The sequence below is a fragment of the Dactylosporangium sp. NPDC050588 genome, from assembly GCF_040654975.1.
GTDB classification, from domain to species: Bacteria; Actinomycetota; Actinomycetes; order Mycobacteriales; family Micromonosporaceae; genus Dactylosporangium; species Dactylosporangium maewongense.
Map to the genome: position 1 here is coordinate 1 of NZ_JBFAJA010000144.1, position 20,809 is coordinate 20,809.

Here is a 20,809-nt window from a genome sequence, read left to right on the forward strand (position 1 = left end):
GTCGCTGAACCATTTACCGGAGACCTCTTCAGATTTCGATCACCGCCACGCCGTGACTTCACCCGGCCTGCACAAATTTATGAAACGCGCCCTAGCGGCCATGTGCCAACGTATGGCCGAAGATCAGGTGTGGGTTGATCGCGAGGCACTCGTCGCCGCGCTTGAGGGCGAAGGTTTCCACCTTCAAGCGCCGACCCGGCTCCGACCTGACGTCCAACGACTTCGCCGGTTGGCCGCTCAGAATCTCCAGTCGCTGGCCGCTGACGTCAGCATCGCCACACCGGACGGACCGGTCACGCTCACCAGGTCCGTCGAGCCGCTTCTTGGGGTCGCCGCCGGAAATGTGGCGATCACTGGTGCTCCTGGCAGTGGCAAGAGCGCTCTGCTGTCCGCATACGCGTCGGAGATCGGCCGTCAAGCGGATCTCGTCGTGTTGCGGGCGGACGAGTTGCGGGGTTCCGCAGGACAGACCCGACAGGAGCTGAATCTGCGACATGACCTGGTCGAGGTGCTGCGCGGCTGGTCGGGGCCAAGACGCGGAGTGCTGCTGCTCGATGGACTTGATCAGACTCGGGGCGCCGATGCCTCTGGATGGCTCTCACACCTGGCGAGCCAGTTGCGGGGCACACGATGGCGGATCGTAGCGAGCATCAGAAGCTTCGACCTGCGGCAAGGGCGCCGCTGGAAGGAGATGTTCGGCGGCGAGCCCGTCGACGCCCAGCACGCAGACCCAGACCTTCACGACATCCGGCACCTCCTTGTCGAAGACCTCGACGAGGAAGAACTCGGCCCCTTGCTCAAGGCGAGTCCCCACATGGCTCGCGTTATTCAGGCAGCTGACCCGCGGGTGCGGCAGATCATGGCGAATCCTTTCAATATCGACATCGCCGGGAAACTTCTGGCCGCGGGCCTGCTCACCGGCCTCGATCTGGTTACCAGCCGCATCGACCTCTTGGATCAATATTGGCTGTACCGGGTTACCGGTGACGGCGGGAACAGCTATGACCGCACCTGCGCTCTGCGGGCGACCATCGATCATATGGTCACTGACCGTCGCCAGCAGGTGGGCGATCCTGCCACGCTGCGCATCGATGGAGCGGCTCGTACCGCCCTGCGCGAACTGATCCGCGACGGCGTCGTGCGGGAGCTGCCGCGCAAGCCTGGCTATCCGAACCCGCCGATCGCGCTCGCCCACCCCGTCCTGTTCGACTATGCGGTTGCCGTCCTCGCCTTGGGGGACGTCACAGTTGCCGACAGTTTGGCAGACAGGCTCGATGATGACCCGAACCTTTCGATGATCGTCCGGCCAAGCCTTGACTATCGGTTGGGGATTTCGTGGCGCACTGACCCGAGCCGAACCTCGTTCTGGCAGCTCGCCCTACGACTCGCCGCTGACGATGCGGGCCATGAACTGGCCGCTGCCGCCGCAGCCTCGGTCGCCGCTCAACACCTTGCGTCGGCAGATGACCTGCGGCACCTCACCAGAGCCTGTACCGGGGCCGACTCCGCCGGCGGCCGCTGTACCGCACCCGGCGCGCAACGACTCATGTTCCTGGTCGCGGCTGCGGTCGGGGTCCACAGCACGACCAAATCCATAGCCTTTGAAGCAGTCAGCGCGGCGGCATACGATCTCGCCAGTCTCGCCCAAACCCGTGACGACATCGATCTCGCGCTACTCGCCGCCCAGCTGTTGGGCCGAGCGCACGGTACCAACGAACCGGCCCCGAACACGCCAGCTGCACATCACTGGACGCGCGCCGCGGCCGCCTGTATGACGGTCGCGCTGCGCGACCCGCATGACGCATCTCGCAGGCAGCTTGCTGATGTCAGCAGCCGCATCTTCGCCATCGCCGTGGTCCTCGACGCTGCGACGACCGCATCTGCCGCCGTTGCCGTCATCGCACGCTCCACAATGCAGGCCTGGGGAACGACGGTTGTTCTACGCCTCGTCGACCGTCTCCCCGATATTGCACGCCAAGCGCCGGACCTCGCCGTGGAAATCGGTGCGAGCATATGGGAGTTCGACGAGACCAGCACCGAGAAGACGAGCATCAACGACAGCAGGATCATGTCGCTCACCAGCACCCGGGCTCAAGATCTTGACACCGCTCGCTACAGCATCGGCACCAAGTTTCAGGCGGTCGCCGCTGTTGATCCCGAGGCCGCCGCCAGGTTGCTCATCCGCGTCGTCGAAGCCCCACGGATGTTCCGGTGGAACCACAGCAGACCGTCGGCGGCCCAGCCTCACATTCGATTCGGCGAAACGCTGCGGTACTCAGGAGGACACGACGCAGCGCAGACCATGACTGCGGCATTGGTCGACACGCTCGGCCGCCTCGCAGAGTCCGAAGATCTTGAAAGTGCCCAGCAGGACAAGACCTCTTTGCCGCCACAATCGACGGCTCTAGGCCCCGTTGCCGCCCTTCTGATCGGCGGGTTGACCCACTCCGAGGTATGGCAGTCGCTCCTTCACCGTGCAGTTACTGCCGAATCGCCGACGTTGGCACTCGCACTCGCGCCCGCGCTGGCCTCTGAGGCCCTCTTTTCCAGCTCCGAGACCTGGATCTACGCAGGGCACCTCACCAAACGGGTTTCGGACCTCATCGACCCGACAGACCACCTAGCCGTCGAGGCAGCGATCCTTGCCGCGACCGAACCAGAACCAGACGACAGCGACGACGCAGACGACCCGGGGTGGAGAAACCGTGCGAACGCCCGGCAGCAAAGGCGGAGGGAAATCCTCGTTGCAGCGCTCGACCGGACGAAGGTCAGCGACCCGGTCGTCGAGCGGCACCTCACCGAGATGACAGCCAGCGGCCAGCCACTATCAATTCTTCCGGAAATGCCGGAGCCCGACAGGGCACCGGACGCAGCCTGGGAACCAGAACCAGATGACTCGCCGACACCAGATGGTCCGCTCACCGCAGCGCTTTACGAGGTCGCTGAGCACCTGCGCCAACTCAACCACGACGACCCAACCGTCAGAGAGCAAGCCGGCCACAGACTCCCGGCCAGCTGGCTACGGCTCCACGCCGAAATCGCCGCCTCTGATGGCAGTAGCGATCTAGGGGGAGCACATCGGACATTGCTTGAGGCGGCGCTCCAACTCGCCCGATCACGCCAGGTCGACGTTGGTTCGGTCCTCGGCAAGCAGATGCTGGGTGCACTCACGGCGGCATGCCCTCCAGTAGCGAAAACACGCCGCGGCGATGCGGCCGATAGCGACTGGAACGGGGCCTATACCGTTACCCCATCCACGACTGCATTACAGGGACTTACTGCCCTCCTGCGACAGCCTGCCTGGCGAACCGTGCACGGGCACAAGCTGCGCCGCCTCGTGCAGCCACTCCTGGACTCCGACAGCCTCGTCTACCGACTGTTGAGCCTCGACGCCATCACGGCAATCTTCGAGGAACCCGACGATCTCCGGAACCAGCTGGGACACCGGCTGATCACCGAAACCGACAAGCACATCCTCACACAACTCATCGTGACGGCCGCCAACCGCTACCTGAGATCCGAACCCGCCGCGATGGATCAGATCCTCCAGAACATGGCCAACTCCCCCCAGTGGGCCGTGCTCGCCGAAGACACCAGCGGTGACGATGCCCTTGGCGGCAACGACCATACACACCAAGCGGTAGGCGCCCTCACCATCCTCGCCACTACCGAATCCACCGCCTTCGCAAGCCGCACCATCCAAACCTGGCTGTCATCGCCGGCCAACCACCCCAATCGGGCGTCTCGCGTATGTTCCTGGCTGCGCGACTACCTGAATCCCGCCGACCCAACCCTTGACCAGACGCAGGAACAGGCGTTCGCGCTGCTGGCCCTGCCACTCGAACAAGCACACGCCATCTGGCAGCAGGTCACGCAGGCCACCACAGCCGATGAACGACTCAAGCAGGCCGCGAGCAACGTCGCCGTCGTCGCCCACCACGCCACACAACAGCTGTATTTCGCCAGCGGAGCATTCGACGACAAAAAACCGGCAACGTCGCGCACTGCCCGCGGCAAACCAAACAGCTTCGCCGAGCGCGCAGTCCCGCTACTCGAAGCCTACGGCCACATCCACCACCCAGCCGTTACCCATCACATCATCCAGACTCTGGATCACATCAGCGCCGAGCAGCCCAAAGCCGTCCTCATCGCCGCCGTCCGATCCGCCGCCGACGACCACGCCTACGCCCAAGAACCACTCGCTGTGGACGCCGTCCTCCAACTCATCACCCGATACCTAGCCGACCATCGAGACCTCGTCCTCGGAGACCCCGAATGCACAACCGCCGTACGCAAACTCCTCGAAACCTTCATACGCGCCGGCTGGAACCAGGCCATACACATGGCCGAACGCATGGACGACATGTTCCGCTGACGCAGTCAGCCACCCCGCCAACGCCGGTGAGCGATCGGCGCCGCCGCGACGCAACCACCACGCTGGAAGCATCTGTGGCAGCCTGAGGTGGTGAGCGACTTCCGAGACCGGATCGTGCGGCAGGCAGACACCATCGCTGAGCTCTATCTGGCGGGCGAACGGCTGGGGCAGCCGGCCACGCGGGAGCAGAAGGAGTTCATTCAGGGCATCATCGCGGCCGACTACGACGGGCGGACGATCGTCGAGTTGCTGCAGAACGGACACGATGCTCATCCTGCGGACCGTCGGGACGGCCGGATCGAGTTCCTTCTCGTAGAGGACGAGCACGAGTTCGGAGTGCTTTACGTCGCCAACGGCGGGCAGCCGGTGACTCCGGACGATTTCGACTCGATGTGCCGCATTGCAATGAGCAGCAAGCGTCCCGACCAGGGTATTGGCAACAAGGGTGTCGGCTTCAAGAGTGTCCTGCAGTTGTCGGACAGTCCCGAGGTCTACAGCCGGTCCGCCCAGGACTCGCCAGCTTTCGACGGATTCTGCTTCCGCTTCGCTGGCCCAGCCGACTTCGATGCCCTCGCTGCGCGAGTCGTGTGCGACCGACCGAACCTGGCCGACGAACTGCGAGCCAACATCTCGCCCCTCAAGGTCACAGTTCCGATGGACGAAACACCGGTGAGCGTGACCGAGTTCGAGCGGGAGGGGTTCGCCACCGTTGTGCGTCTCGTCCTGCGTTCTGCGGCGGCGCGGCAGCGGGCGGAGGAGCAGCTGGCCGAGATTTCGTCATCTGATCTGCCGTTCAATCTTTTCCTGGAACGCGTCGGACGGATTGCAGTGCGGTTGCGTACGGTTGACGGCGCCGAGCGCACACACGAGCTAACCCGATCGAGTCGTTTGGTTACCGACGCGGTTGAGGAGGTGTGGGTCGACGGCACCGCCTATCTGCTGTTGCGGCGCACTGTCCCTGAGTCCGAGATGGTCCGGGTCATCCTGCAGAGCCGGAATGACAACGGTCTGAACTCCGGATGGGAGCGTTGGGAGGGCGACGCGGAGGTATGCGTCGCTGTCCCCCTTGATCGCCCGCTAGAGCAGGGACGGCTCTACACCTTCCTGCCGATGGGCGTGGCGGCGCCGGCGCCGATGCCGGCGTTCGTGAACGCGCCGTTCTTTGCGAAGCTCGACCGCGAGAGCCTCTCGTTCTCGGTTCCCCTGAATGACATGCTCCTTAACGAGGTGGCCCGGCTCTGCGCCCAGGCTGTCGCCGACCCGGCCAGCCTGCCGGGCGAGGTAGGCCTCGATCTCGTCTGCTGGACGAGGGCGAAGCTGCCCCGTCTGCAGAAGGCGTTTGACGAGATCGGCGTCGGCCTTGCCAGGCTTGCACTGGTGCCTGTGCTCGGTCTGGATCGCGGCCGTGCTGGCGTGGCAGTTGCGAAGTTGTGGGCGGGGCGGGGCACCGTTTTTGCCGCGGAGGCAGTGGCCGCTACAGGGATCGTGCCGATCGTCGACACGGCGCTTCATGCATCGCGAAAAGGCCGGTTGCTGGCGCTGGCTCGTGATCTCGGTGTCGCGATGCAGCCGACCCCGGCGGAGGTTGCCGCCTTCGCCGAGGCGGTCGCGGAGGCGCTGGCGAGCCGCCGAGCGGAGCCGGAGGTGTGGGCCGAGTTCTACGACAGTCTGGAAGCCGAACGGCTCGACGAGAAGGTCTTGCAAAAGCGTAGGGTCCTTATCGACGACGAAGGGAATCTCGTCTCGCCGGGTGGCGAACGAAGCGTTTTCGTCAGGTCGACCGACGATGACGGGGCCGGTGCCCCTGTGCCGCCCGCTGCCGTGCGAACACGGCTGGCCTTCATGCTCGCCGGCATTCCGTGGTTGACGACTGAACGGCGCAGGCGCTCAGGTCGCGTCTGGCTGGAGTCGAAGAATCTTGTCCGGGAGTATCGGACGGACACGGTGCTCAGCCTGATCGGCTCGGCCATGCAGGCGATCGATCCGGGCGAGACCGAGACGCTGCGACAGTGTCTGGAGTTCGCATTCGATATCTGGCGTCTCGCAACGCGCGAGATGAGTCCCGAGGTCGTCCGCAATGCTGGCCTGTGGGTCCCGACTAGATCCGGCTGGCGGGCGGCGAACACCGCGAACTTTGGGCCGGGCTGGGGCGGCTCAGCCGATGAAACCGACACTTGCCTCGCGCAGCTGGTGGTTGCGGCGGGCGACGTTTCGGTCGAAGTCCGGCGGATCGGCGACGCGACGATCGGGCCCGCCCATCTGGGCGACATCGACTCGGACCGGTGGCGATCGTTCCTGGAGGCAGCCGGCGTTCGCCATGGGCTTACGCCGAACTGGGTCCGATCGAGCGCACTGGCGCTGCCGGGCTCGCAGGTCGCCGATCCCACGACCGTAGGCCACCTGATATCGATCCCAGTGTCCAGCGACGACCAGCGCCGCTGGCGCGAGGTTGCCGTGAGGTGGCCCCGGCGCGGGCCGCTTCATCAAACGGTGTACTACCGGCCGACGACCAACGTCGCGTGCCTCCCCGCCCAGCAGGATTGGCCGAAGTTCGATCCCAAGGCACGCCGCCTCTTTGCGCAGCTGATCCTGCGGGGACTCGACGCCTGGCCGGACTCGGCCCTGGAATTCTATTTCGCCCGCGACAGCGATGCCACGCGGCCGGCCTGGCCGACGTTCGCAGCGGCGTTCCTTGCCACCGCTGACTGGATCCCGCAGACCGCTCCCGGCGATCGCACGCGGCTGAGCTTCGTGCCACCAGACCGCGCCTGGTGGCTCCGTGCAGCGGAGACGCCGGACTATCTGCCGGCCCCGCCGGCGAGCCTGCGCGGGCTGGCGACACCGCGCGTATTGGCGCGGCTCACCCGCGTTGGCGTCCGATTCTGGGACGACCCGGCCACCGCGCGCAGCCGCCTGGACGAACTCACCGACCTGGTGGCGCGGCACCGCTCGCCGTCCGGCGGCCCGATCCCACCGAGCGTCCGCAAAGCGTACGAGGAAGCGTGGGAGGACCTCGGCACGGCGGCCGAGCCCCCGCATCGAATCATCGTCTCCCGGCTGGCCCAACTGGGCGTGACCGACCTGAATCATGAGGGCGAGACGGTGTACGTCCGCGATGAGAGAGGAGTCGCTCAAGAGAGGCTCCTCGGCCAGACGCCGGTCGCGATGCTCGCGATCAGAAAGCACCGGCTCGCCGCCCAGGTGCACGACCTCCTCCAGCGGTCCGGACCGAAACGGCTGGTTCGCACGTCTGCGGTGACCATCGAAGTCATCGCGGACGGCCAGCCTGCCGCAGACCTCGCTTACCTGAGCCTTGACGACCTTGCCGGGCGGTGGCTGCACCTGCTCGTGCTCGGAGCGGTGGAGTTCCAGCAGGACTCGTTCGCGACGGTCGGCACCAAGCAACTCGCACTCGCCAGCCGGCGGCTCGGCCAGTGCGAGATCGCCGCCGCAGACTCAATCGCCGCCAGGGTCGGCGGTCACCCGGTCGGAGCTGGGGCAGTTCCTCGGTCGTTTCTGATGGAGGTCGACGGCAGGCCGCGCATCGTCGTCGCAGCTGCCGGCACCGACCGATGGACGCTGCTGCGCGCCGCGTGCGGGGCTCTTGCTGAACTGGCCGGCTTCCCTCAGGTGGAACGCTCGCTCGAGCTGGCCCTTATCGACCTGCAGCGAATCTGCGCCGACCAGCAGCCCGAGGCCGTCGACATCGCACAGGCCCTGCGCGTACCGATCGAGGATCTGCAGGCACTGGTCCTCGACGGCACGAGCCACCTTTCGGACCACTCTGCGGTGGTCGCCGTCCTCGCTGTCCTCGACGCCGACGTCGCCGAGGAACTGCGGGACCGCCGCGCGCCTTTCGACGGGCGCGAAGACCTTCGCGCCTGGCTGGCCGGCCACGGCGTCGATGCCGACACCGTCCTCACCCTCGCTGACGAGGACGACCCGCACATCAGGATCGAGAAGCTGGGCGTCACCCTCGCGGCGGCGAACGCGAAGTTCCGCGCCGTGGGTCTGCCGCCGTTGCACAACCGCGACGGGCACATTCGACAGTTCGCGGCCCATCTCCAGCAGCACCGCACCGAGATCCAGGACGAGCTGCGTAACCGACACCTCGCCGCGGCTGAGCGCGGCGAACCGTTGACGGACTACCTGCGACTGCGCGATCTCCCGGGATTGGGCACCGACCCGGAGTGGCTGGATCGCTTCTGGGATCTCTCCGATCCTGTGCTCGACCAACGGGTCGCGGAGTGGCTCGACCAGGTCTGTCCCGCGCCCGCGCCGCTCACGGTACGGCTGCCTTCCGTGACGGAGCTCAGGGAGGCCGGCCATCGCACCGCCATACGCGAGACGACGGCTGCCCGGATCATGGTGGAAGCATGGTTGCACCGCTCCACGACAAGCAGCACCCGTCGGCCCGGTGCACCCTCAGCAGTGGCCGCCGCAATGGCTGCGGACGGCAGCATGGACTTTCGCCGGCTCACCCAGGACCACGTCATCCACTGGCTGCACGCCCACCATCAGTGGCCGGAGACGATGCCGCAGAAGGCCGCGCTCCTGGATCTCTCCAAAGAGGATCTGGCGAAGGCCCAAGAACGCCTGACCCAGGCCACCGAATTGCAGCAGCGGGCCTCGGTGGCCACGACCTATGGCGTGAAGAAGTTCGGCCACGACGCGGTGGAGACCCAGGCGTTCGTCGATGCCGTTCGCGCTGCCGTCCCGGCCGAGGTCCTAGCGACACCACCTCGGCCAATCGCGCTGCCGGCCGCACCGCCGGGTGACCCCGCCCGTCCCGGCGCGGCAGGCGGCGGGGGCTGGCGCGCCACAACGGCGCCGCCGGAGGTGACCGCGAGGATCGGCCTCGCCGGCGAACTCCTGGTCGGGGAATGGATCCAACATCAGTTCGGCTACCCACCCGAGACCACCTGGAAGTCCGGCTACCGCCGGACCCGGTTCCCGGAGGACGGCCACGACGGCCTCGGCTACGACTTCCTCGTCAACTCGCCGGAAATGCGCATCCTCATCGAGGTCAAGGCGACGATCGACGCCACACTCCAGATCGCCCTCGGCGAGTCCGAAGTCCGGCGGGCGCAGACCCTCGCCACAGACGAGGAGTACCTGATCGCCTTCGTCACACACGCCCTCGACCCGGCCCGCCGCCGCCTCCACATCCTGCCGAATCCGCTGGCCGCCGGCGGCTTCGAGTTCTACCGCGTGGCCGGCCGCAGCATGCGCCTGCAGTTTCAACTGCCCACCCGCTGAGCCGTAATAGGCCACAGTGGCCAGAGCACAAGGCCAGCGCTCTAGAACAAGAGATCCAGGGTGATCGCGGACAGGTCGATCGCATCGGAGTGGACGGGCACCGCAAGTCGGCAGCCTGTAGTCGCTGCTGGCACCAGCCACACTCGGCCAGGTGCTTCAATCCCGACACTGCCGGGGACAGCAGGTCGACGTCGAGGAGATGCGCGTCGGCGACCGCTACCGGCGGGTTCACGTCGACATCGTGGAACCCTGTTCGGGTGAGGGGTTGGGCTGCCGCTCGGGACCGACCGTGCTCGGGCGTTGCGGCGCTGGTCATCGCCGTACACCGGAATACTACCTGCATATGCATGGATCGAGGGTGGTGTGGCTCGCGAGCGATGTCGGGCGATACTTGGCCCTAGATGGTCCTATCCGTGTTCGACCTCGTCGATCCGCCACCACGCTGCCATCAGCCACGAGGTGATCGACCCGATCGCAGCCTGGGTCGTGGTGTCCACGGTCAGTCCCGGCTGGAGGTGGTCGGGATGGCGGTCGAGCAGTTGGGTGAGTTCGCTGAAGCCGGCGTCGCCCCGGTAGCTGAGAAAGCAGCAGGACGGCAGTTTATCCAGCTCGAACACCACAAGGTTCAGTGGGTGCTCGGTGCCGAGCATCAGGACCCGGAACCGGACGGTCCAGCCGTCAGTGACCCAGGCGTTGACCTGCAAGCTGAGTGGCAGGTCCAGCAGCACGTAGACACGGTCGAGCTCGAGGACGGCCTGCTGGTTGTCCTGTTCACGTGTCGTCGTAAGGGTTGTCAGCAGCACGGTCGGCAGGCTCGTGAACATCTCGACGAGCTGCCGAGGGCGCAGCCCGACCTTCATCAGCGCAAGGGGCACGTCGCGGCCGCCGGTACCGGTGCGTTTCGGCCGGCCAGCGAGGGCAAGGATCGGCGGGCCGGCGGCGCCGAGGTCACCGATCCGCGGGAACTGGCGCATGAGGACCGGACGGGGCAGGTACAGCGCCAGCACGTGCGGGTCCGAGTGCGGCGGATCGAACAAGAACTCCTGGGAACGTTCCGCGAGCTCGTCCTGGTCGATGATCGACACCGTCGCGGCGGTGGCGTGCAGGACGATGGACTCGCGTTCGGCGCCGAGCGGCTCCTGGGTCATGCGGCGCTGCTCGGTCAGGACCTCGACCTGCCAGTCCGGCGGCGCCAGCGAGAGAAACGACCGCCGGAGCAGGTCCACCGTGGCGAGATAACCGGTTTCGTCCAGGACCTCGATCCCCTGCCCGCGGAGGCGGTGCACAGCGACGGCGTTCAGCCGCGGGATGAGGACCGTCTCCTCCCATGCCTTGAGGCGTTCCATGGCCTCGGGGTCATCGGGCAGGGATCGGCCCCAAGGGCCGCCGCGATCGCCGCCGCGGTCGGGATATTCGACGGCCAGTTCCTCGAATACGGTGTCCCACCACATGCCCGCCTCCGCCGTCACCGCGGCCAGGACGGTGTCGGGCCGGTATGCCGCCGGCGCGGACACGTCCTTGACCCGCAGGTGCTCCAGTCCACGTTCGGCGAACTCGGCCACCTGGGTGGGCTGCATGACCGCCCGCAGCAGCACCTGCGCCGCGGACTCCCGGAACTGCCACGGCCACCGGTCTGCCGAGCCACCCAGGTGGAGTCCTTCGTCCAGGTAGGCGCGGTAGACGGGGCTTTCGTCAAGCAGGCGGCGTCCCTGCTCGATGCCGACCACGCCGCAGGAGATGGTGGTCGCGAACACCTCGTGCACCTGCCGGCAGGCCGCGTTGGCGGCGGCGGCCACCCGTCGCAGGCTACCCAGGCCCGGGTCCGCCTCGCTCAGCAGGCCGGCCATCGCCGCCATGAGACCCCAGCCTGTGGACCAGTGCAGCTCGTGGTGCAGCATCTCGTGCATCGAGACGAGGAGCTGACTCGGCCGGTCCGGCAGCGCGTAGACGTTGAGGTCCCGGCGGTCGCGGCCGTCGAAGGCGCCCAGCACCCGTTTGGTCGCCTCGACCTCGTACCCGGCGGCCTCACACCGGAACATCAGGCGCCTCACCGTGCCGGAGCGCCTGCAGGAGCTGCTTCGCGGCGCCGCCCCAGGTGCGCTGCCGGGCCATGATGGCGCGGATCTCGGCTGCGGTGGCGAACGCGCCGGGCAGGTCCCGCAGGACCGAGAACACGGCGGCGCCCCAGACCTCCGCGTCCAGCGCGTCGTCCCGGACGGGGAGCACGACCTGTGTGGCAAGTCGTGCCGGGAGGACCTCACGCAGCAGCAGGCCCAGTCCGCTGTTGCCGCTGATGAGCGATGGCGTGCCCTGCTCGATCGCCTCCAGCCCGACGAGGCCGAATCCTTCGGCCCGGGACGGCATCAGCAGCAGGACCGCCCGGCGCAGATCGGCGGTCAGGAGTTCGGCGTCCGTGGTGAACAGCCGTGGGGTGGCCGAGACGCCGGCGGTGCCGGCCCAGGCGAGGACGGCCGAGCGCAGCTCGGCCGTCGTGCCGGCGGGTGCCCCGCGGACGAGGATCTCGACCCCCAGGTCCGGCACGCCGAGCAGTTTCACCGCACGTCCGACGGCCTGCGCGGCGATGTCGAGTCCCTTCAGCGGCGCATCCTCGATCCTGCCGGTCACCAGCACCTGCAGCGGCGAGCCGGGGGTCGGCTCACGGTCCCGGTCGTCGGCGTCGAAGCCGGGATCGAGCCGGTGCACCGGGGGGACGCCGGGCACCGCGTGGGCGTCCCGCTCGAAACGGGCGTGCAGGCGGGGACCGATGGCGACGATCAGCGCCGCGCCACGGGCGAGGTCGAGTTCGAGCTCGGTCCGGTTCCCGGCGCGTTCGCCGGCGTCGTCCTCGCGGTCGACCTTGAACCATTCGATCTCGTCCGGTGACATGTGCACCAGGTGCAGCCGAGTCGCTGCCGGGAAGTGGTCCTCGGTGACGGCCTTCGCCTCCTGGCCGGTGAGCCGGCTGTGGCCGAGGACGACGTCGGGCACGACCCCGGGCGGCAGCGGTGGGCGGCGCATGAGGGCGGTCCGCGGTGGTCGCCCGGGAAGGTGTGCGGCACGAAGCAGTTCGACGCCGGCACCCCGCGCGTCGTCGAACTCTTCTGGCGTGAACGCAGGGACGAGGCAGAACACCCGGGTGTGTTCGGCGGCGAGCGCTTTACACAGGCGGCGGTTCAAGGAGCTGACGCCACCGTGCGCGGGGAACCACTCGTCGGCGACGGCGAGAATGACGGGCCGGTGTGGCATGCCGGTCGACGGCGCCGGGCGCACGGTGTGGGCGAAGTGGTCATCGCGCAGGGCCCCGGCTCGCTCCAGCCGCTCCACCAGTCCGTCGAGCTCCTGGAGGGTCAGTTCGTGCCTCAGGTCCGCCGGCAGACGCTGCCACCAGGCGCTGCGCTGGTCGGGTGTGCCCAGCGGCGACGTCAGCGTGGCGGTGACGGTGTCGCCTTCCGGCTGCAGGTCCGCGCTCTGCACGGTGAACAGCAGTGGCACCAGGGCGGCGAGGACGATGAGCGGCACGTCGTCGACGCCGGCTGCTGTGACAGCCCCGGCCAGCAGCGCCGACGTGACGAGCCCGGGCATCCGCTGCCACGGCAACGACACCTCCCACGCCCCGACGCGCATCGCCAGCGGCGCTCCCACCGCCTCCTCCAGCAGTTCCAGCAGGACCTGACGGGTGCCGGCCCGGGCGTGCGGATCGGTCATGTGCAACGCGTCGAGCCACGCCGCGACGGCAGCCTCGTCGATCCGAATCAGCCCCGCATCGTCGACTGCGGCGGTCGTTGCTGTAGCGATGCGGTCGGCGATGCCCGGCCCGGTCATGATGCCTTCTCCTCGTGTTGGCCCACTACGTACCAGGTGCTCAGAACGTGCTTGACGACCGCGTCGAGTTCGTCGTGCAGTCCTTTGAACTCGGCGGGCCGCCGTGGCGCCTCGTCCTCGCCGCGTGACTGGAGCCAGCGCAGCAGGTAGGCCCGGCCGGCGTCGCCGGTGATCTGAAACCACACGACGCCGGGAAAGGCGCTGGCGCCGTACACGATGAGGTGCAGCCGGCGCGGGCCGCTGATGCGGCCGACGTTCCAGGCCACGGGCCCCTCGCGCAGCAAGAAGGGCAGCACCGGCCGGTCGACAAGGGCGTACAGCCGGGTGATCCCCGCCGGGCTCGCCTCGGCCGGGGCGCTCATCAGCGTGGCCGCAGTCGACAGGCACACCGTCGGCATGGTGAACGCGCTGAGGACCGGCCCGGGCTCGGCGACCGGGAAGCGGCAGACCCGGGCTGCCGGACCTGCAGCGGCGACGGCCACGACGAACTCGTTCTTACCGGTCAGGGCGCCCGGCCAGCTGAGCTGCCGGTCGAGCAGGTCGGCGCGGACCCACAGCACCACGACGTGGGCGCCGAGGGCGGGGTGGTGGCTGACCAGGTCGGCGGCGCGCTCGGCCAGGTCGGCCACGGGCACCACCTCGACCGGGAGTGCACCGCCGTCACGCAGCAGCAGGACCTCCCGCTCGTGTTCCTCCATGTCGTCCGGGACGGGCTCGCGCACCTCGTCGATCTCGATCCGCTGCCGCAGGCTCGGCGCGAGCCGCTCGATCTCGTCAAGCAGGTGTCCCAGAAACTCCCGCCGGCCTGCGGTGTCCAGCGTCGGCAGGCCGAGACCGTTCAGTTCCCGGGCCACCGAGTCGTAGAACACGTCCAGCTCCGCGGGGCTCGACGTGCTCGTCAGGCCGTCCGGGGACATCGGCGGCAGTCGCATTGCGGACAGTCGTTCGAGCCGTTGGTCCGGCAGGACGTCATCACCGGCGAGATCAGCGATGCGTAACGTGTCGAACCCGTTGCGCATGATCGGCAGCAGCGCGGCCGGTGCCATGCAACAGCGCAGCAGCGCGTCCATGACGAAGCGGCCGGCGTCGAAGTCGAGCCCGCCCATGAGCGCACGACCGCGCTCGTAGTGATCGCGGTAGCTGGGCGCTTCATGGAGGAACTCCTGCCCGTGCGGGTCGTCCTTGACCGAGAGCGTCGTGGCGTACACCTCGTGGACCTGACGAGCCCGGTCCCGCCCGAACCGGAACAGCCGAAGCAGCCGGTCAGGGGCGACGCCGTGCTCGGCGAGATCCTTGGCGAAGCGTGTGAGCAGGCCCCAGGAGGTCGTATGTTGCAACTCGTGATGCAGGCGCTCATGGACCGACACCATGGCCTGATCATGGGGGCGGGAAAGAGCGGCCGCGCTCAGGGTCCATCGGCGTGCATGATCATATGCGCCGAGCGGGTCGTCCATGAGGCCGATCCTAAAGACGCCACTGGATCATCAGCATCGGGTGCCGTGGCAGGTGGTCGCCCATTACCCCAATCGGGGCCCGGACCGACGCCGACCGGGGCAGGCGCCGCTGCGGCGCCGTCGAGCGCGAGCAGGACAACATCGACCGCTGCGCGGTGGAACTGACCCAGGCGCTGATCGCGTACCCGACGGTGTCACGGGACGACCTGACCCTCGTCGCCTTCGACTCCGGTCCGCCGCGCGGTAATGACCGGATCGTGCGCGTCGTAGCTCTGCGGAGCTTCACGCAGCGCGAGGGCCTGATACTGTCGTAATAGATGCCCATCGCTCAACGTTCTTCATGGACGGTTCGCATGCCTCGACGGGAGCGTCCGCTCGACACGGCAGCCGGCCCGGTGCAGTCCTTCGCCGCCGCCCTGCGACAGCTGCGGGCAAGCGCCGGCAATCCAAAATACCTGCAGATGGCGCGAACGACCGGGAGATCCCGGACCGCCCTGGCAGAAGCGGCCGGCGGAGACCACCTGGCGGCCTGGGACACCGTTGCCGCATACATCACGGCCTGCGGCGGCCGTCCCCTGGAATGGCTCTCCCGCTGGGAGACGGTCCGCGACGCCGTTCGCGAGGCCCGGGTCCACAACCGTATACCACAGCACGGATCGATGGAGCGGCCCGGCACCACAACCGATCCGGTGAAGGCGACCGCGACGGACCTGCGTGCCCTCTGCATAGAGTTCGCGCTCGCCTTGGACACCGCGCACAACGGGTTGCGAGCAGTGTCCAAGGCTGGGCCGTCGCCCGACCTCGTTGGCGTGGCGAACCTGACCGTCCACCGCAGCGGCATCTACGCCTATCGGGAGCAGATGCTGATGACCGCCAGCCCGGCACTGGTCGCCGCGGCCGAGACCGCATTCTTGGCGATGATCGCCGTACGGGATGCGGTGCGATCGGGGACCGGGCTGCAGAGCGTGGACTATCACAAGGTCTATCACCCGTATGCGGTGGCGATCTGGCAGTTCCGCCTCGCCGTCCGCGGTGAGTTGAGCCAGCCGCCGATCGAGCCCGCCACCGTGCAGCGCACGGACTGGAGTGATACGGAGCGCTGCCCACCCGGATGCCGCGGCGACGAGTCCGCGTAACGCGACGCCCCGGCGCGGGCCGTCAGGTGAGCCTGTCGAGGCGTTGCTGCGCTGCGCTGGCCGGAGCAGCTCTCACCAGTGGTTCGATGTCGATCGATTCCTGCCTCGACGTGTACCGCGCCCGCGCGACGAGGTCCTGGAGTCTGAGAACCGGGCCGTAAGTCGGCTCGCGGTGATCGCCACGGAGGACCTAGCAGTTCGTTTCGGTGGTTGACGACGGCGTGGTGACCGCACCGGGCCGCGCGGTCACCACGCGACGGTCAGCGGGCTTCGATGATGATGTTGGTGACGTGGCTCCAGCTCGGGCAGGACGAGTACTGCGTGTGCGTGCCGCTGGGCCAGCTCCACCAGCCCGAGTTGGTCGAGCCCGTCGACCAGCACCAGGTCACGACGCGCCAGTCCCCGCCGCCGGTGCAAGTCCCCCAGGCCGTGTTCGCGTTGTTGTAGCCCTTGCTGCACTGGGTGGGGTCGACCGCGAGCGCCGGCGCGGCGAGGGCCGCCGCACCGACGGCGGTGCCTAGCACGGCGGCGGCGACCAGCGAGACAACCCGCCGCGCGGGCCGCCCGGAGCGGTCCTCCGGGTTGGTCTTGAGTTTCATGACGGTTCTCCTCGGCGTCGGAGGCGCGGTGCGCCTGCTGACGCCGGTTCTACCGAAACCATCAACCGTCGCCGGCTGGCGACGGTCTACTTCGCCGGCGACGTTCTTCTGGCAGGCGTGGTCCGCACGGTCGCGGCAAGAGCGCCGTCGACTCGTTGAGCAGGTCCACAGCTATGCGCGGCGCCGCGGGGGCTGCTGAGAATTCTGGAGGGTCTTCGTACTCGATGTTTCGCTCGAACCGTTCGTCGCTCGTGGAGTTCACGACCCGCCGCGAGTCGGACCCGCACTTCGCGATCGGCAACGACGACGCCGCATCCGAACTCGCCGAGGCTGCCGCCACCATCCGCCCGCGCTCTGCTCACCGCCGACGCGCAGTCCTGCGCCGAGCTTGCGTCGGCCCTGACCAAGCTCAGCAACCGACAGACGCGCGAGGGACACAGGGAACTGGTCGGCGCCGAACCCGTCGCCTGGGCGCAGGAGATGATCCGCGCCCCCACAGCGCTTCCGATTCGACGGAACCGTCGCGCTCGAATGCCCTATTGGCCTAATTGCGCACTCGAGGAATCAACTCCGCACTGACCGGGTCAGGAGCGATGCGAGGCCCCGTACGACCTCTATGCAACTATGCCGACCCACCCGCACCAATGATCGGAGAACGCACAAGCGTAGATCTGCGCATGCAATCCATGGATACGGGTCCACCCGCCGCTTGGACACGCCCATACCGACAGGCCGGTTGAACTGGCCATACATCGACAGCGAACACCGCTCAGGCCACCTTCTAGCTGCCGATATCCGCAGTTGATTCAGCGAATGACGATTGCTAAAATTCGCGCATGGACACGTGCTTCGCGCACGTATCCCACAAATGGGGGCCCACGTCCCCCCTTCGACACCAACCCATAGCATCCCTGCGTTGTCTGACGCACCAGTGTTCGAGCACGTTCGAACACGCCATCCAAGCAGCTGTGCTGGACTCAGCTGGACGGCGGTGCCATCCATGACCAGCATCGTGCCCGCAGTCGTCCCGGCCTCCGTTGCCAGCACGGCCAGCGGTCAGGCGGCTTCGAGACGACCCATCCGTGGCCCGTTGCCGCTGCCAACGTTCGCCGATCGGCGGACCCGTCAGACGGTCTACGCCATGCCGGCGATCGACTGCAACGGCAGGCTCGCCGATCAGGCCATAGTCCGGGTGATGGGCTGGAAGCCCGGCACGCGGTACGCCATACAGGAGCAAGGCGGTCTCCTGCTCGTCGACGCCAACCCTCGAGGCGTCTTCACGGTCACCCGGCAGGGTCACCTGTACATTCCGGCCGTTGTCCGGCGCCGTTGCGCAATCTCGCCGGCCGATCGCCTGCTGATCGCCGCGGAACCGGACCAGCGGCGCCTGGTGATTCATCCTCCGGCCGCCCTCGACAGGATGATCGCCGATCGTCACCGTGCCGTGCTGGGCGGTGACGCGACATGACCGCCGCACGTGCGGACATCGACGCCGCCCTGCTGCTGCTGGACCGCCTTGGCGTCTCCCCCGCCGACCTGCACCAGGCCGCACGGGACCGTCGACAGACACCCACGTTCGCCGAGTACGTTCCGGTGGTGGCTGATGCAGTGGGCAGCGGCAGCCAGCGCGCCTACAGCTCGTATTGGAAGCGGCTGGTGGAGCATTGGGGAGATCGGCCTCTGGACGAGGTGACTCCATCTGAGATCGAACGCCTGGCTCAGCAGATCAAGGCGAACGTCGTGGCAAGAAGAAACGCACGCGGAGGCCGCAGTGCTGCGGAATTGTTCATCGCTGCCTTGCGTTGCCTTTACAAGCGAGCCGTCGCCGACGGGTACCTGACCGCCGCCGACGACCCCGCCCAGAAAGTGGAGAAACCAAGGCGGCTACCCAGCACTCGCCGGGCAATCGCCGATACGCGCCTGGCAGAGATCAACCAGGTCGCAAGCACCACAGGCGCCGACCCGAACTTGGACACGCTGCTGTTGCGCCTGCACACCGAGACCGCATGCCGCCGAGGCGGCGCGCTCGCGCTGTTGCCGGCGGACCTTGACTCGGAGCAATGCCTCATCTTGTTGAAGGAGACAGGCGAGACAGTCCGGTGGCAGCCGGTCTCCCCCACGCTGATGGGTCACCTGCTGCGCCACATCGAGGAACGCGAGGCTGCACCAGGTACTCCCGTTCTCCGCTACCGCAACGGACGGCCGATCTCCCGACGCCGATACGACCATCTCTGGGAACGCATCGGACGGGCGCTCCCATGGGTAATCACGCAACAGATCAGCACCCACTGGCTGCGGCATACGACGTTGACATGGGTCGAGCGCCAATTCGGCTACGCGGTCGCGCAAGCGTACGCGGGTCACATGAGTGGCGATGCCAGTGTCACCGCGACCTATGTTCGGGCGACACTCAACGAAGTCGCCGCCGCGCTCGCAGCGCTGACCGGCGAGCCTCATCCCCTTGCGCCGTCAGTTGCATCGGGTCCGGTCGCGGTTGCCCGCGCCTCCATCACGCGCGAGGGGAACCGGGACCAACCGTGACGACGCCTACCGAGCCGGGGACGGCCTCACCGGCCGAACCCCCAACCTTCCGATTACAAGTCGGTGGGTTCGCCAATCCCCGGACCCGTCGCTCCAGGAGCGCACCACCTGGTGGCTAACCCTGGCCAACTTCACAAGACGAGTCCCAGCGTCAACACTTCGAGCCGACCTCTCCCGTTGAAGGAGTCACACGACGATGACGCGCTACGCAGTTCACAATGACCGGCAGGAACTCATCTGCTGCTGGGAGGCGGGCTACGGCGAGACGGCGCGGACGGTCGCCAGCCTGCCGGCAACGGCCACCTTGCTGCAAAGGCTTGTTCTGGCCGAAGCCTTGAGCCGCCTCTCGCGACACCTGTGGCGCTGCTACACCCATCCCGCTTCCGCGCTATCCAGCACGGCGCCGAACACGGAAGGATGGAGGCGCCAGCAGACCCGCGACTCCTTCTCCCTCGTGCCGAAGGCGATTCGAGAGCCGAACCTGCCCGACGATGGCGGGACCCTGATCGTCTCCTATGATCTGGTCGAAGAGTCCGCTCACCTCGTCGGTCGCGCCCTATGCGACATCGACGACACCGACCTGACCAGGGCAGTCATCGCTGACGTCGAGGCGGAACTCACCGCCGTCGAGCAGGCGGAGTGTGGTGACGTCAGCGGCCGCGCCCAACAGGCAGTGACCATGACGCGCGAAGACGTTTCACCGGCACAGGTCGCCGCGGCTGACCGGCTCCTTGATGAGCACACTCTGGGAACCGACGATCTGTTCTTACACTTTGACCCGACGGCAGCCGCCGTCGCCGCAGCGCACTGGCTCGCAGCCGCAGCCGCAACCGTCGGAGACCTTGCCGATATCCCCGCGATAGCGACCGTACGTGCGGCCGACAACATCGAAGCTCTCCCCCACACCACGCCGACCGCCGTGCTGGAAATGATCGACGACGGTTGGACGCCGGCGAACGTAGTCCTGTCCTTGGTTCAAGAAGCGATGGTCATCGCGGACGGCGAACTGCCGCTGGACAGCGCTGCTGCCTACGCCGTCATCGAAGCTGACGCCGACTCAAGAACCCCTGGCCGGCCGCCCGCACCATCGACGATCCGGCTGACCCCGCTCGATCCCCGACGGCCGGCCCGAGACCTCCTCGAAGACCTCCTTGCTGGCATCCGCGGATGCTGGCTGCTCTACAACAAGTACTACGAGTCTGACGCCGCCGAGGGGGCGGACCACGTCACGGCCGACATCGGCACCGCCTTTCGGCAGGCCGTACGCGCACAGGCCCGCGCCCACCAGAACCGTCTCGCGTAGGTGCCGGTGCGAGGGTTGCGCCTCGCATCAGTTGCTGGCTAACTAGATTCTGACGCAGATCCATGCCAACGTTTCGAATATGGCACGAACGCCACGACGGCACCGGACTTCGGCAACCTGGCGTCAATCACGCCACGACTATCGGCAAACCGGCAATTTGCCCAAGGATTCACGATGATTCCTTCGCTGAACTGGATTTCTCCGCCACGGGACACATCACTTAATCCCGCGTTCCGCAGCTGAGCGGCTGTTCTAGGCACGGGCGCGGAGGGAATCGCAGGTCAGCGGCGTTACGGTAGTCGGAAATGCTGGAATCGCCT

11 protein-coding genes are annotated in these 20,809 nt (G+C 67.4%); 7 read left to right on the forward strand and 4 right to left on the reverse strand.

Annotated features, from left to right (window positions below; genetic code table 11):
• Positions 1 to 112 precede the first annotated feature (112 nt).
• On the forward strand, positions 113 to 4,375 hold the full coding sequence (locus tag AB0I21_RS54445) for a hypothetical protein (protein WP_360573480.1): 4,263 nt from the start codon (positions 113 to 115) through the stop codon (positions 4,373 to 4,375).
• Between the two features lie 90 nt (positions 4,376 to 4,465).
• Positions 4,466 to 9,634 carry a DUF3883 domain-containing protein gene (locus AB0I21_RS54450; protein ID WP_360573482.1) on the forward strand — a complete coding sequence of 1,723 codons (5,169 nt, stop codon included), beginning with the start codon at positions 4,466 to 4,468 and terminating at the stop codon, positions 9,632 to 9,634.
• Between the two features lie 407 nt (positions 9,635 to 10,041).
• Here AB0I21_RS54450 and AB0I21_RS54455 read toward each other — a convergent pair whose 3' ends face one another.
• The 3 genes from AB0I21_RS54455 to AB0I21_RS54465 are packed head-to-tail and all read right to left on the reverse strand — an operon-like array spanning position 10,042 to position 14,826.
• The gene (locus AB0I21_RS54455) at positions 10,042 to 11,673 is read right to left on the reverse strand and encodes a hypothetical protein (RefSeq protein ID WP_360573484.1); all 1,632 of its coding nucleotides are present in this window, start codon (positions 11,671 to 11,673) and stop codon (positions 10,042 to 10,044) included.
• Positions 11,660 to 13,456, reverse strand: a complete 1,797-nt coding sequence (locus AB0I21_RS54460; RefSeq protein WP_360573486.1) for a glycosyltransferase — start codon at positions 13,454 to 13,456, stop codon at positions 11,660 to 11,662. The genes AB0I21_RS54455 and AB0I21_RS54460 overlap by 14 nt, the downstream gene beginning before the upstream one ends.
• Positions 13,453 to 14,826, reverse strand: a complete 1,374-nt coding sequence (locus AB0I21_RS54465) for a hypothetical protein (protein ID WP_360573488.1) — start codon at positions 14,824 to 14,826, stop codon at positions 13,453 to 13,455. Before AB0I21_RS54465 ends, AB0I21_RS54460 begins: the two co-directional genes overlap by 4 nt.
• 239 nt (positions 14,827 to 15,065) lie before the next feature.
• Between AB0I21_RS54465 and AB0I21_RS54470 the strand changes: the two genes are divergently transcribed.
• Positions 15,066 to 15,224, forward strand: coding sequence for a hypothetical protein (locus AB0I21_RS54470; protein WP_360573490.1), 159 nt, complete (start codon positions 15,066 to 15,068; stop codon positions 15,222 to 15,224).
• Between the two features lie 39 nt (positions 15,225 to 15,263).
• Positions 15,264 to 16,046 carry a hypothetical protein gene (locus AB0I21_RS54475; RefSeq protein ID WP_360573492.1) on the forward strand — a complete coding sequence of 261 codons (783 nt, stop codon included), beginning with the start codon at positions 15,264 to 15,266 and terminating at the stop codon, positions 16,044 to 16,046.
• A 260-nt stretch (positions 16,047 to 16,306) separates the two neighbouring features.
• On the opposite strand, the gene AB0I21_RS54480 is transcribed toward AB0I21_RS54475, so the two are convergent.
• The gene (locus AB0I21_RS54480; RefSeq protein ID WP_360573494.1) at positions 16,307 to 16,645 is read right to left on the reverse strand and encodes a hypothetical protein; all 339 of its coding nucleotides are present in this window, start codon (positions 16,643 to 16,645) and stop codon (positions 16,307 to 16,309) included.
• Between the two features lie 1,000 nt (positions 16,646 to 17,645).
• Here AB0I21_RS54480 and AB0I21_RS54485 point away from each other — a divergent pair.
• The 3 genes from AB0I21_RS54485 (at position 17,646) to AB0I21_RS54495 (ending at position 20,489) form a co-directional block, all read left to right on the forward strand.
• Positions 17,646 to 18,113: an AbrB/MazE/SpoVT family DNA-binding domain-containing protein gene (locus AB0I21_RS54485; protein ID WP_360573496.1), complete on the forward strand. Its 468-nt coding sequence runs from the start codon at positions 17,646 to 17,648 to the stop codon at positions 18,111 to 18,113.
• Positions 18,110 to 19,186: a site-specific integrase gene (locus AB0I21_RS54490; protein ID WP_360573498.1), complete on the forward strand. Its 1,077-nt coding sequence runs from the start codon at positions 18,110 to 18,112 to the stop codon at positions 19,184 to 19,186. Before AB0I21_RS54485 ends, AB0I21_RS54490 begins: the two co-directional genes overlap by 4 nt.
• Positions 19,187 to 19,382: 196 nt before the next feature.
• Entirely contained in the window at positions 19,383 to 20,489 is a 1,107-nt protein-coding gene (locus AB0I21_RS54495) for a hypothetical protein (protein ID WP_360573500.1), read from the forward strand.
• Positions 20,490 to 20,809: the final 320 nt, after the last annotated feature.

Coding starts and splice junctions, on each gene's coding strand:
- AB0I21_RS54455 (WP_360573484.1), bottom strand. CDS start 11,673: ATGTTCCGGTGTGAGGCCGCCGGGTACGAGGTCGAGGCGACCAAACGG.
- AB0I21_RS54495 (WP_360573500.1), top strand. CDS start 19,383: ATGACGCGCTACGCAGTTCACAATGACCGGCAGGAACTCATCTGCTGC.
- AB0I21_RS54490 (WP_360573498.1), top strand. CDS start 18,110: ATGACCGCCGCACGTGCGGACATCGACGCCGCCCTGCTGCTGCTGGAC.
- AB0I21_RS54460 (WP_360573486.1), bottom strand. CDS start 13,456: ATGACCGGGCCGGGCATCGCCGACCGCATCGCTACAGCAACGACCGCC.
- AB0I21_RS54480 (WP_360573494.1), bottom strand. CDS start 16,645: ATGAAACTCAAGACCAACCCGGAGGACCGCTCCGGGCGGCCCGCGCGG.
- AB0I21_RS54475 (WP_360573492.1), top strand. CDS start 15,264: ATGCCTCGACGGGAGCGTCCGCTCGACACGGCAGCCGGCCCGGTGCAG.
- AB0I21_RS54485 (WP_360573496.1), top strand. CDS start 17,646: ATGACCAGCATCGTGCCCGCAGTCGTCCCGGCCTCCGTTGCCAGCACG.
- AB0I21_RS54445 (WP_360573480.1), top strand. CDS start 113: ATGGCCGAAGATCAGGTGTGGGTTGATCGCGAGGCACTCGTCGCCGCG.
- AB0I21_RS54465 (WP_360573488.1), bottom strand. CDS start 14,826: ATGGTGTCGGTCCATGAGCGCCTGCATCACGAGTTGCAACATACGACC.